Annotated in this window: 11 protein-coding genes and 2 pseudogenes; 7 read left to right on the top strand and 6 right to left on the bottom strand. The window is 70.3% G+C overall.

Going from position 1 to position 12,762, the window contains the following annotated elements; genetic code table 11:
• A pseudogene (locus DP939_RS44650) lies at positions 1–243 on the top strand (IS630 family transposase); the annotation flags it as partial.
• Between the two features lie 37 nt (positions 244–280).
• Positions 281–1,318, top strand: coding sequence for an endonuclease/exonuclease/phosphatase family protein (locus DP939_RS44655; protein WP_225878943.1), 1,038 nt, complete (start codon positions 281–283; stop codon positions 1,316–1,318).
• A 7-nt stretch (positions 1,319–1,325) separates the two neighbouring features.
• Here DP939_RS44655 and DP939_RS44660 read toward each other — a convergent pair whose 3' ends face one another.
• From DP939_RS44660 to DP939_RS45850, 3 genes are all read right to left on the bottom strand, one after another.
• Complete coding sequence (locus DP939_RS44660; RefSeq protein WP_113986904.1) at positions 1,326–1,931, bottom strand: glycosyltransferase family protein; 606 nt, start codon at positions 1,929–1,931, stop codon at positions 1,326–1,328.
• Positions 1,932–1,957: 26 nt separating this feature from the next.
• Positions 1,958–2,422 (bottom strand): M48 metallopeptidase family protein, encoded by a 465-nt coding sequence (locus DP939_RS44665; protein ID WP_404828643.1) that lies wholly within the window; start codon positions 2,420–2,422, stop codon positions 1,958–1,960.
• Between the two features lie 393 nt (positions 2,423–2,815).
• Entirely contained in the window at positions 2,816–3,061 is a 246-nt protein-coding gene (locus DP939_RS45850; RefSeq protein ID WP_147268424.1) for a hypothetical protein, read from the bottom strand.
• Between the two features lie 322 nt (positions 3,062–3,383).
• On the opposite strand from DP939_RS45850, the gene DP939_RS44670 reads away from it, so the two are divergent.
• From DP939_RS44670 to DP939_RS44680, 3 genes are all read left to right on the top strand, one after another.
• Positions 3,384–4,496, top strand: a complete 1,113-nt coding sequence (locus DP939_RS44670) for a ThiF family adenylyltransferase (protein ID WP_225878944.1) — start codon at positions 3,384–3,386, stop codon at positions 4,494–4,496.
• Between the two features lie 222 nt (positions 4,497–4,718).
• On the top strand, positions 4,719–6,068 hold the full coding sequence (locus tag DP939_RS44675) for an ABC1 kinase family protein (RefSeq protein ID WP_113986906.1): 1,350 nt from the start codon (positions 4,719–4,721) through the stop codon (positions 6,066–6,068).
• Positions 6,069–6,574: 506 nt separating this feature from the next.
• The gene (locus DP939_RS44680) at positions 6,575–6,961 is read left to right on the top strand and encodes a hypothetical protein (protein ID WP_113986907.1); all 387 of its coding nucleotides are present in this window, start codon (positions 6,575–6,577) and stop codon (positions 6,959–6,961) included.
• Positions 6,962–7,326: 365 nt separating this feature from the next.
• On the opposite strand, the gene DP939_RS44685 is transcribed toward DP939_RS44680, so the two are convergent.
• Positions 7,327–9,069, bottom strand: coding sequence for an FAD-binding dehydrogenase (locus DP939_RS44685; protein ID WP_113986912.1), 1,743 nt, complete (start codon positions 9,067–9,069; stop codon positions 7,327–7,329).
• Positions 9,070–9,548: 479 nt separating this feature from the next.
• Between DP939_RS44685 and DP939_RS48525 the strand changes: the two are divergent.
• Positions 9,549–10,843: pseudogene (locus DP939_RS48525) on the top strand (methyltransferase).
• Between the two features lie 22 nt (positions 10,844–10,865).
• On the opposite strand, the gene DP939_RS44700 reads toward DP939_RS48525, so the two are convergent.
• Positions 10,866–11,450, bottom strand: coding sequence for a DUF1453 family protein (locus DP939_RS44700; protein ID WP_113986908.1), 585 nt, complete (start codon positions 11,448–11,450; stop codon positions 10,866–10,868).
• Between the two features lie 66 nt (positions 11,451–11,516).
• Here DP939_RS44700 and DP939_RS44705 point away from each other — a divergent pair, with 66 nt between their 5' ends.
• Positions 11,517–12,146 carry a TetR/AcrR family transcriptional regulator gene (locus tag DP939_RS44705; RefSeq protein WP_113986909.1) on the top strand — a complete coding sequence of 210 codons (630 nt, stop codon included), beginning with the start codon at positions 11,517–11,519 and terminating at the stop codon, positions 12,144–12,146.
• 361 nt (positions 12,147–12,507) lie between these two features.
• Here the strand turns inward: DP939_RS44705 and DP939_RS44710 are convergent.
• On the bottom strand, positions 12,508–12,762 hold a 255-nt coding region (locus tag DP939_RS44710), incomplete at its 5' end, for a group II intron maturase-specific domain-containing protein (protein WP_199565845.1).

The following is a 12,762-nucleotide window of genomic DNA, read 5'->3' on the forward strand; positions in this document are numbered from 1 at the left end:
TTCCACATGCACTTCACGCCGACCGGGTCCTCATGGATCAACCAGGTGGAGCGGTGGTTCGGCTTCCTGACCGATCAGATGATCAGGCGCGGAGTGCACAAGAGCGTCCAAGCTCTGGAGAAGGACATCCGCGCCTGGATCGACCAGTGGAACGACAACCCGCGCCCGTTCGTGTGGAAGAAGACCGCCGAGGAGATCCTCGAATCCCTCGCTAAATATCTACGACGGATTTCTGGCGCATGACACTAGGGTCCGTCACAGAGGGCGTCGAGCCGGGCTCGTGAACGAATGGGGCACCACGGACGTGGATCTCACCAAGGGGAAGGCCGGAGAGCCGGTCGGAGGCGTGATCGTCACGCCACGGCGGCGTCGCGTCTGGCGCGTTCCACGAGCACTGGCATGGATCGTGGTGGTGCCGTTCGCGATCTGGGCGGTGGCGCGGGTCGCGGGCCTGGAACGAGGGTCGCTCGGCACCCAGATCATGACCGCGACACCATACGCGGCGGCGGCCTCGCTGGTGGCGGTGCTCCTCGCGGCGCTGTCCAGGCGCAAGATCGCGACCGCCGTGGCGGTCGTGACGGCCGCCGCGCTGGGATTCAGCGTGCTGCCCCGGGCGATCGGCTCGGCGCACGCCGCGTCCGCGGGACGGACGCTGAAGGTCCTTTCCATCAACATGCTGTACGGGCAGGCCGACCCGGCCGAGGTGCTGGCTCTGGTACGCCACCTCGATCCCGACGTCATCAGCGTGCAGGAGCTGACTCCGCGCGGGGTCCAGGCGCTGGACGCCGCGGGGCTGGCCCGCCTGATGCCGCACAGGCACCTGCAGGCGGAGTGGGGCGCCAGTGGCGGCGGGATCTATGCCAGGCATCCCCTCACGCCGGTGACCGACCTGTTCCAGCCGGTTCAGCACAAGATGCCCGTCGCGGACGTGGCCCTCCCCGGCGGCGACCCGGTGCAGGTCGTCAACGTGCATCCGGTACCGCCGATCGGGGACCAGGTGCCCAAGTGGACGGCGGGGCTCGACCGGCTGCCCGCCGCCACCGAGGACACCCTGCGAGTCCTGGCCGGCGACTTCAACGCGAGCCTGGACCACGCGATGCTGCGCCGCCTGCTGGCGCGCGGGTACACCGACGCGGCGGACCAGGCGGGCGAAGGGCTCACGCCGACCTGGCCCGCGAACCGGCGGGTCCCGCCGATCATCACCATCGATCACATCCTGGCGGACCGGCGGGCGGGCGTGCGTGCCGTGAGCATCCACACCCTGCCCGGCACCGACCACCGCGCCGTCTTCGCCGAGCTGATGCTGCCCGAGAGCTGAGGCGCGGTCAGCCGGACAGCAGGTCGCGGGTGTTCTCCCAGCCTTCGAGGCCGGGGTCGAGCAGGCTCAGGTCGCCAGGATGGCGCAGGCGGTGCCAGCCCGGCCCGGTGGCGACCGCGCGGCGTTCGGGAGCCGTGGCCCGCAGCGCCGCGAGTACGTCCGGGGCGTCCATCCCGCCGTCGGCCCACTCCGGGTACGGCAGGCGCGCGGCCAGCGCGACCGCTCCGCCGCCGTGCGCGGGGCACACCGAGACCTGGGCCCGGCCGAGCGCGCGGAACAGCTTGCCGATCAGCAGGGAGGGCAGGTCCGGCGCGTCGGCGCTGATCAGCACCGCCTCCCCGGCCTCCGGCGCGACCTTCGCGATGCCCTCGAAGGCGGCCCTGACCAGCTCGGCGCCGCCGAGTGGCGGCAAGCTCACCACCGGAGTGCCCGGCCAGGTGATGTCCTCGATGCCGGGGACGCTGCTCACCACGGCGGGTGTGACGAGTTCCAGGCCCGCGGCGACCTCGTAGGTGTCCTCCGCGACGGCATGGAGGAAGGCGCCGGGGTCCACGCCCGGCGGCGCGGCTTTTCCCGTCGAGGGGGTGACCAGTACGGCCGCGATTCGCTGCACGCCTGGCAGCGTATCGGCCTGAGGGGTCAGTACTCCTCGGCCGAGCCCTGCGAGGCGACGGAGAAGCCCTCCAGGTAACCGCGGGCGCGCTCGGACCTGGGATAGCGCTCGACCAGCGCCCAGAACCCCGGACCGTGGCTCGGCACGAGCAGGTGCGCCAGCTCGTGAATGATCACGTAGTCGACCACCCAGGAGGGCATGCCCCGCAACCGGGTGGAGATCCTGATGGTGGCGTGGTCGGGGGTGCACGACCCCCAGCGGTGGCGCTGGTTCTCGACCCAGCGCACGCTCACGGGGTCGGCCTTGCCGTCGAGGTAGCGCGCCGAAAGATCTCGTGCCCGCGCCAGCAATTCGGCGTCGGAAGGCCGCCTGCGCTGCTCCTTGGCGGCCAGGCGGTCGAGCATTCTGCGCACCCACTGTTCCTCGTCGGTACGGCTGAGCCCGGCGGGCAGCAAGACGATCGTCTTGTCGCCATCACGGTACGCGGACACGGTCCGCCGGCGACGAGAACTGCGACGGACCTCGACTGTCTCGGGGGGCACATATGCACGGTAGCCGAGAGAAGGGAAATTCCAACAGGGGGTAAGTGCTGTTCTCGCTGGTCAGTCCGCGTTCGCTCAATGTTCAACCACACCAGATCGCTATAGACGGGACATTTGCCAAAACCTCCGAGTTACCCGAGTCCCGGCCGCCGTCATGAATGATCCGGTCCGCTCCGCGCCACCCCCTTGATCAATTCAATCCGGCGTACGGCGGGCGCGCCGCCGCAGGCCAGAGGCCCCTTTGATCACTTGGGCACCGACCTGTGGCTTGATCGTAGCCATCGGGAAGATGATCTGCGTGGCGCGTCGGCGTACATCATCGGAACCCATGGTGAATCGCGATCAGGCGCGGGAGTAACAGATCAAAGGGCGGCCGATCATCACACCCTCGGACCGGCCGGTTTTCGCGCCGCCGGTTTCGCGCCCGGGATTCGCGCCCGGGATTCGCGCCGCCGGTTTCACCGGCCGGACGATGCTGAACGATGCGAACGATGCTGAAGCATGCTGAACCATGCTGACATGACTGCGGAAAGTAGTGTCATGGCAACAAGTGGCGAGGAGCCATGGAGAAGACGGCTTGATCGGCATTCGCCTCCGTCCTGGCGATTCCGGACGGTCCCGGATCATTCTGGACGCCCTTGAATCACAAGTCCCGACGCCACTGGAACACCTACAGCGCCCGCACCCGGGACGGCACGCCCGTTCTGTTGAGATTTGCCCCCCGGTCAGCCGCCTCCTGGCGTTATCCACAGGCCGTGAGCTGGGCAAATGGAGTTATCCACAGATTGGGGGTTGGTCGGCTCGCGGGTGCCGCAAGGCGTGCGATCCTGGCGGCTCGCCGCGAAATGCGACCGCTCGAAGCCGGTCGGAGCGCGGTGCATCGTCACGACGTCGATCAGGGAGGAGCACTGTGTCCACTCACCAGCGTGCGCACCAGGCCACCGGCATTCGCGAGCTGCGGCGGCCCCGGCTGAAGCCGGCCTTGCGGAGGGTCGCCCGCGACCCGCGTACGTTGCAGTTCGGGCTGCACCCGCAGCGCGCTTCGGTGCTCCACGATCTGGAGCCGTCGGTGCTGCGGGTGATCGAGGGCCTGGACGGCACGCGCGAGCTGCGCCAGGTCGTGGCCGACGCCGCCAAGGAAGGGCTCGCCGAGGAGCACGCCCGCACGCTCATCGGCATGCTGCTGCAGCGCGGCGTTCTCGACGACGCGGCGTTCCCGCCGCCGCTGACCTCGCTCAGCCTGGCCGAGCGCGACCGGCTGCAGGCCGATCTCGACGCACTCTCCCTGCACCCCGAGACCGTCGACGGCGGCGCCGCCGTGATGGAGCGGCGGCACGCGGCGCACGTCCGCGTCTATGGCGCGGGCCGCGTCGGCGCCCAGATCGCGGTGCTCCTCGCCGCCTCTGGGGTGGGCAACCTGTGCGTGTGCGACACGGCCACCGCCCGCCCGCGCGATGTCATCCCCGGCGGGCTCGGCTGGTCGGCGGTCGGCGCGCCCCGCCACGACGGCGCGGTCGCGAGCGCCCGCGCCGTCGCCCCCGGCATCAACGCCTGGACCTCCGCGTCCGCCTCCCACCCCGCCGACCGGGCACACCACCCCGCCCTGGCGATTCTGGCCCCCGTAGAGCCGCTGGACCAGATCCTCGTGGCCGATCTCGCCGAGGCCGGGATCCCGCACCTGCTGGTCAGCGCGTTCGAGGGCCTTGGCGTGGTCGGCCCGCTGGTCCAGCCTGGGGTGACCGCGTGCCTGCGCTGCCTCGACCTCACCCGCCGCGACCGCGACCCGGCCTGGCCGACGGTGAGCGCGCGGCTCGGCGGATACCCCGCCGGAGAGGTCGCCTGCGACACGGTGACCGCCACGATCGTCGCCGCCACCGCGGCCGGTCAGGCGTTGTCATGGATCGACGAGAGGCAGAGCATTGTGACGAACGGCACACTCGATGTCATGCAGATATGGGGCTGGCGGCGGCGATCCTGGAGTGTCCACCCGCAATGTCGTTGTTCCCGAAACCAGTTGCATTAGCAAGAATGGTCGCATCGACGATCGGAGCCTGATCGGGCTCACGGCCGACGCGCCCCCAGAGCGCGGCCGACGCCCACCGGCGCGTCCGGATGCCCGCGCCGCCACGCCTGGCGGCACGCCATCCGGGCGGGTGCCTTTCAGGCCCACATCGTCCGGGCGAGTAGCGAAGGGAGGTAGTGGTGTCGGTGCCCGTGATCGATGGCTGTGACACCGCGCGTACAGGTGAGTGACCTTCCCCGCCGGGCCGTGACACGGTCGGCCAAGCTGGCGACCCTCCCCCTCGGGTTCGCCGGGCGTACGGCTCTGGGCCTCGGCAAACGCATCGGCGGGAAGTCCGCGGAGATCGTCGCCCAGGAGATCCAGCAGCGCACCGCGGACCAGGTCTTCAAGGTCCTCGGCGAGCTCAAGGGCGGGGCGATGAAGCTGGGCCAGGCGTTGTCCATCTTCGAGGCGGCCCTTCCGCCGGAGATCGCCGGTCCGTACCGCGCCACGCTGACCAAACTTCAGGACGCCGCTCCCCCGCTGCCCGCCCCGGTGGTGCACCGGGTGCTCACCGAACAACTCGGCGACGACTGGCGGGACAACTTCCTGTCGTTCGACGACCGGCCCACCGCCGCCGCCTCGATCGGCCAGGTGCACCGGGCGGTGTGGCACGACGGCCGGGCGGTCGCCGTGAAGGTCCAGTACCCGGGCGCGGGCAAGGCGCTGCTCGCCGACTTCAACCAGCTCGCCAGGCTGGGCAGGCTGTTCGGCGTGCTGCTCCCCGGGCTCGACATCAAGCCGCTGCTCGGCGAGCTGCGCGACCGGATCGCCGAGGAGCTCGACTACTTCAACGAGGCCGAGGCGCAACACGCCTTCGCGGGCGAGTTCGCCGACGACCCCGACTTCCACGTCCCCGACGTCATCGCGGTCAACGAGCAGGTGCTGGTCACCGAGTGGATGGACGGCACGCCGCTGTCCCGGGTCATCGCCGAGGGCACCAAGGAGGAGCGCGACCGGGCCGGGCTGCTGCTGGTGCGGTTCCTGTTCTGCTCCCCGGCCAGGGTCGGCATGCTGCACGCCGACCCGCACCCCGGCAACTTCCGCATCACCCCCGACGGCCGGCTCGGCGTCCTCGACTTCGGCGCGGTCAACCGGCTGCCCAACGGCTATCCGCCCGTCTTCGGCACCCTGACCCGGATCTTCAACCAGGGCGACATGGAGTCGGTGGAGGCCGGGCTGCGCGCGGAGGGCTTCATCCGCGACCACATCACCATCGACCCCGACGCGCTACGCGGGTTCCTCTCGCCCTACATCGAGCCGACCGCAGTGGAGGAGTTCACCTTCAGCCGCGAGTGGCTGCAACAGCAGGCGGCCATGGTGGCCGACCTGCGCCCGCACAACGTGGTCAGGCAGCTCAACCTGCCCCCGTCCTACGTGCTGATCCACCGGGTCCACGCGGCGGGCGTGGGCGTCCTCTGCCAGCTCGGCACCACGGCCCGCTTCCGCGACGAAGTGATCACCTGGGTCCCCGGCTTCGCCGACGACCCCGACCCCAACGACCCCCACCCCGAACCGGTCGCCACCGGCTAGGCCCAACGCCCACCCTTACCCAGGAGGCCCCCTTCCGCCCCCAAGCCACCCACCCGGAGATCACTTGATCGACCGGCCCCCACCGGCCGATCAGCTCACGCACGGAAGCCCGGCGGACCACCGCCCACCATGCCGGGCCTCCAACTCCCATCACACGGTCATGTACATCCAGGCGGTGTGACCGATCCGGTGCCGGCCACCAAGATCCCGGCCACGCGGCCCTTCAGGACGGACATGGATGGCCGCCAGCGACCACGTACGAGCCCGGCACCCGAGTGCGAGGGCGAAGGACCTGGCTGGCCGAGTACAGGTACCAAAGGCGGTAAGGGAGGCCGCCGACGACTGTGTGCGTGTCCGGCTCGCGGATGGAAGATCGGGCGCGGACACACACGGACGCCGGCAACGCCAAGGCAGACGTGGCTGGCGGCCGGCGCGACCGTGTACGAGCCCGATTCCAAGAACAGGAACCGAGAACGGCATAGCAGGCCACCGGCAACCGCCTTCGTATGCGGCTCACGGGTGCAGCGGGCGAATTCGGCAGCCGTCTGCGGCTCGAGACCGGACACCGACGTACACAGGCCGCCAGCGACCGCGAGAGCTTCTTCTTCACCAAAGCCGCCCGCACCCTTGCCGCCCTCGGCGCCCCACGCCACTACCGACACGGCATCCGCACCCGAGGCACCACCTTCCGCCTCACCCAAGCCGACCTCGAAGAAGGCTGCACCACCAAGAGCACCGCCCTTGAAACCATCGAAGGCGGCGTCCACTCCGCCCGCGCCCGCCAAACGATCACCGACACGCGCACCCTCGTTCCCCTACCGCCCCGCAGAACCCCTCGTCACCTGCGGGCGCGCGGTCCGATCGCCGATGTGGCCGCCGACCAGCGACTGTGAGAGAGCCAGTGGTCCAAGCACAGCTGTGGCATGGTGGCCGACGATCGCGTACGACCTGACAGCCCAGCACAGAGGCCAAGGACGGCGTGGGCCGCCGTCGAGGGGATGGCGTCCCCACGAGTGGTGGAAATGCCGCCTGGCTCCGCGTTCCGGCGGACCGCCGTTGGCGGGCGCCGGGCACCGCCGTCGTGCGTCTCGCCGTTGCGGCGCCCGTGGGGGTGCGGCCGGGCGGTCATGATCCGGCGGACCACGGCCGTTCTTGCCGGTCCGCGAGGTATGACCGTGATCGCTGGACTTTTACACCACTAGGTGGGACGCCATCGTCGAGGGCCATGTGCGACACCGGGGGCGGTCGGACGTGGGCATCAGGTGGCGTGGGTGACGGCGCGGCCGGTGCGGCGGCCGGAGAAGAGGCAGCCGCCGAGGAAGCCGCCCTCCAGGGCTCGGTAGCCGTGCATGCCGCCGCCGCCGAAGCCCGCCGCCTCGCCCGCCGCGTACAGGCCCGGAAGTACCTCGCCGTCGGGGCGTAGCACCCGGCCGGACAGGTCGGTCTGGAGCCCGCCCAAGGTCTCCCTGGTGAGGACGGTGAGCCGGACCGCGATCAGCGGGCCCGCCCCCGGGTCGAGGATCCGGTGCGGCGGGGCGGTGAAGATCAGCCGGTTGCCCAGGTAGCGCCGGGCCGCGCGGATGGCCGTGAGCTGCGCGTCCTTGGCGAACCGCCTGCCGATCTCCCGGTCCCGCAGCTCGATCTGCCGTTTGAGGTCGTCCAGGCGGATCAGTGGTTGCCCCGCGAGGTCGTTCATCCCCTCGACCAGTTCCGGCAGGGTCTGGGCCAGCACGGAGTCGGCGCCCAGGCTCAGGAACGCCCGCAGCGGCGGTGTCATCCGAGGTAGCAGCCGCTTGACCACCGCCAGCGGATCCTCGCCGGTCAGATCCGGATTCTGCGCGGCCCCTGCCAGCGCCAGCTCCCTCTCGGCGATCTTGCGGGTGAGCACGAACCACGAATGGTCATGGCCGGATTCGGCGATGGCCCGCAGGGTGGTGAGGGTGTCGACGCCGGGGAAGTTGGGGGCGGGAAGCCGGTGACCGCAGGCGTCCAGCCAGAGCGCGGACGGACCCGCCAGGATGCGGGTGCCGTGCCCGGTCCAGATGGGGTGCCCGTCCCGGACGCCCTCCGGCAGGTGCCACATCCGGTCGGTGTTGACCAGACGCGCCCCGGCGCGTTCGCTGATCGCCAGCATCCGGCCGTCCACGTGCCCGGGCACACCGGCCAGCATGTGCTGAGGCGGCGGGCCGAGCCGCGGCGGCCAGTTCGCGCGTACCAGCGCCTGGTCACCACCGATCCCACCGGACGTGACGACCACCGCCTGCGCACTGATCTCGAACGTCTCCGCGCATGTGCCACCCGCGCCGGGCACGGTGGTGGCGCCTGCCGTGGGACCGGGGTTGTCCGGCGGCCGGATCGTGCCGCGGACGCCGGTGACCGCGCCCGCGCTGACGATCAGCTCGTCCACCCGGTGGCCGAACCGCAGGCGTACCGTGCCGCGCTCGACCGCCGCGCGGACCCGTCGCTCCAGCGGGGCCAGCAGGCCGGGCCCGGTGCCCCGGGTGATGTGCAGGCGAGGTACCGAGTTGCCCTGCCCGCCGGCGAGCTGGGCGCCGCGCTCGGGCCAGTACACCAGCGGGAACCACCGCACCCCCTGCGCGCGCAGCCACGCCCGCAGCTCCCCCGACGCGAACTCCACGAAGGCCCGCGCCCACTGCGCCGCCCAGAAATCCTGCCCTTCTGGATCTTGTACGCCGCGGTCGAAGCCCGCCGTGCCCAGCCAGTCCTGCCAGGCCAGCTCGGTGGAGTCGCGGATGCCCATCCGCCGCTGCTCGGGCGTGTCGATCATGAACAGCCCGCCGGACGACCAGAGCGCCTGCCCGCCCAGCCTGCCCTGCTGATCGACCAGGACCACCGTACGGCCGGCCTCCGCCAGCTCCGCCGTCGCGGCCAGCCCTGCGATCCCGGCCCCGACCACGACCACGTCGGCATCCGTCACCCCGCGTCTCGCCCGTTTCCGGTGCGCCGGGCGAGTACGGCGGATGGTGACGGGCGTGCTCATCGCCTTCTTGGCAGGAAGATCCACGACCAGATGCACGGCGGCGGCCCGCCGCTCGCCTCCTCCATCGTGGCCCGGCAGGCGGGCGAGCGCCGCGCCGCCGGTCGAGGGCGGGGGGCATCGACCGGCCAGGCTGGGAGGCTCATAAGACTCCAGTATACGAAGAGCGTAATCGTTCGACTACTAACCGTGACGATACGAGTACGTGGCCGCACGGCCTGTGGTGGCGAACGGCCGGGCCGGGGCGGGTTTGCGGACGGAGTTCGGGACATGCGAGCCTGGGGCGGTTGTTCCTTCCTGGAAAGGGCTGATCGTGACGCTCGGCATGGTTCTCGGCGACGTCTCCTCGCGCGCTTCGGCGCGGGAGCGTTAAGCCCGTCCTGCCCTGACGTCCGCTCGATGGCCCGAGCGGTGGCGGTCTCTTCTGCTCCTCGTCGAAGTGCACTTCGTGTCTTCGTACGTTCGAGCGCGAGGAGTACGTCGTGTCCACCATCCGCTGGACCGAATCTCACACCACCGTCTCAGTCGAAGTGTCCGCCCGCTGGCATTCGGAGAACACCGCACCCCCGCCCCGGCGAATCGTCCTCGCCGACGACCGGATGCGCGCCGACACCGCCTGTCGGCTGGCCCGCGAGGGAACCGGTCTGCTGTGGCGAGGCGATTTCCACAATGCCCGGCAATTGCTTCGGGCGATGGGCCGTCGCATTGACGCGAAACCCGTGCCGTACGGCGCCGATCCGGCGCAGGCGTTCGGGCTGCACCGCCGTACCCGCGCACGCCGTGCCCAGGTCATGGGCATGCTCCTGGTGGAACTGACGAGCGGCCATTCCCTGGCCCTGCGCCGCGCGCCCGACGTCCGCCGGGCCTGCGCCGAGGCGTACGGCTCGCCACGCGAATCGATGGTGGTCTCCCTCAGCGAACTGCTCGGAGTCATCGGCGCGCATCAATGGCGGCTGAAAGGCGTGCGGATTCCGGCGCTGGACGGCGCTCGCATTCACCCGCACTATGGAGTGTTCTCGCCGGTCCGCGGGGAATACGTCGATCTGGTCGCTCGCGCGTCACTGCACCTTTTTCAACCGGTCGCTCGGACCAGGTCAGGGGTGCCTCCGTCGAGCTCGGACCGGGCCTGGCACCCTGGCAGGACGCCTGGTCATGCGGATACGGCATCGCGCCTACCGCCTCTGACCGGCGAACCTGAGGTTGAAAAAGGTTCACTGCCTTTGGCGGCCGGTCGTTCCGGGGTCGCCTTCGATATCGGCACGGGGACGGGAGTGCTCGCCGCCGTACTGGCCCGACGGGGATTTCAGCGCATCGTCGCCACCGACGATCACCCACGCCCCTGGAATGCGCCCGCGACAATGTCCGGCGGCTGAATCTCGGCGGACGTGTGGATATCGAAGGCCCGTGCCTGTTTCCCGAGGGCCGGGCCGACCTCATCGTCTGCAATCCCCCCTGGCTCCCGGGCCGCCCCGCCTCCCCGATCGAGCACGGCGTCTACGATCCCGGTAGCGCCATGCTGTCCGGCTTCCTGGAGGGACTGGCCGCCCACCTCAATCCCGGCGGGCAAGGCTGGCTCATCCTGTCCGACCTGGCCGAACGCCTCGGCCTCAGAACGCGCGACGATCTACTGACGACCATCACGGCGGCGGGCCTGCGCGTGACGGGCCGGATCGACACCAGACCGCGCCACCCGCGGGCGAGCGACCCTACGGACCCGTTCCATACCGCCAGGGCCGCAGAAGTCACGTCCCTGTGGCGCCTGGAGGCCCGGCCGTAGCGATCACCCCTGGCCGGGCCGGTCACGGCCACGTACGGCGGGACCTGTCGTCACGCGAACCGGCGCCGGGCGCTGATGCCCTCGAACCACCCACACCGGACGAAGAGCGCCCGACCAGTCGATCGAGGGCAGAACCATCCTGCTCAGGGGCGAAGGGGATGCCCATCGCGCGGGCCCGCAGACCCAGCGCGATGGCCTCCCCGAGGAGGCCGATGCCGATGGACAGGCTCATCGGACGGACCTGCGCCGGCGTACCTGCTGCCGTGGCCAGCGCGCCGAGACCGAAGTTGACCACGAACGAACCGACCCAGACCAGCAGTGTCCAGACGGTGTAGCGCTGCCACAGGTGACCGTCACGGGCGAACAGCCGTGGCGTGAGACCACGCACCGCGCCCAGCAGCAGACCCACCACAGCGCCTGCCACCACCCACGCCAGGTCGGCCCCCTCCGGCCGAATGTCCTTGATCAGCCCGTACGCCCCGATGCCGACAAGCACCACAGGCGCGACGAACAGGTCGCGAGCCGTCAGCGGCTCCCCCCGGAACCGCCGTATCACCACGGCGACGACCAGGCCGACCACCACGACCGGGAGCAGTATCTCGCTCATGGCACCTCCGTTTATGGCACGACCATGCCAAAAACGACTATAGCATGCCCGTGCTATAAAGACGGTGTGCCGAAAATCGTGGACCCGGACGAACGGCGGCGAGCGGTCGCCGAGGCGGTGTTCCGCGTGGTCGGCCGCGAGGGCCTGGAGCAGGCCTCACTCCGCAACGTCGCCGCCGAGGCCGGCCTGGCCATCGGGTCGGTCCGGCACTACTTCGCCGGGCACACCGAGCTGATGGTGTTCGCGATGCGCGAGATGTCCGGACGGCTGATGGCCCGGCTGACCGTCCACGCCGACCGCCTGCTCAACCCGCCGACCCCACTCCCCCCGGCCGAACGCCGCGAGACCGTCGTCCGCATGCTCGCCGAACTCCTGCCCCTCGACGACCAACGCCGCGCCGAGGTCATCGTCTGGCTCTCCTTCGTCGCCGCCGCCCGCACCCGCCCCGAACTACGCACCCACGCCGACGAGCTCTACGACGGTCTCCTCACCCTCACCACCCGCATCCTGCAAGGCGCCCACCGCGACTACCGCCTCCACCCGAACACCGACATCCCCACCGAGGCCCGCCGCCTCTGCGCCCTGATCGACGGCCTCGCCCTGGAGGCCGCCTTCCACCCCACCCGCCTCGACACCCCCACAATGCTCACCGTCCTACGCACCCACCTGACCACCCTGACCCCCTTGGCAAAGTGATCCGCCCTGATTCGTGAATGGCGGGCGACGCGTGCGGCGAAACACACAGCACTGAACCTTTTTCAACCGGTCGCCTGGACCAGGTCAGGGGTGCCTCCGCCGGGATCGGACCGGGGCTGGTGTCCTGGCAGGACGCCTGGTCACGTGGATACGGTATCTCGCTTACCGCCTCTGACCAGGGAATCTGAGGTTGTAGGGTCGGGAGCTGGCGCGGTGGCTTCTCCTGACGGTAGGGCTCGGGGCCTTTCTTCCGCCGGTTTCCCGGTCGGCTGTGCTCTCCCCGATGACCATGGCCAGGTTCGTGGCTCCGTTTCCAGCTCCCGACGCATCGAACCGGGCATGCGGTTCTCCCGCACCCGGCTCACCGACGTCGTTCACCGCCGGCATTCGGCCTCACCCGCCAGTCCTTGAAGGGCCAGGGCGAGACGACGATTCCATACATGCCGATCAGGCCGAGTTCATTCGGCGACAAGGCAACCAGTGTTCGCCAGCCGAACCCCTTGCTGGCACGGCGCCGCTTGCTGATGAACAAAGCGAGCCGCATCCGCGCATATTGCCTGATCTTGCTGAAGCGCTCGGCGGAGTGCCCGTACTTGAAGTAGGCCACCCAGCCACG

The organism is Spongiactinospora rosea, from assembly GCF_003315795.1.
GTDB classification, from domain to species: Bacteria; Actinomycetota; Actinomycetes; order Streptosporangiales; family Streptosporangiaceae; genus Spongiactinospora; species Spongiactinospora rosea.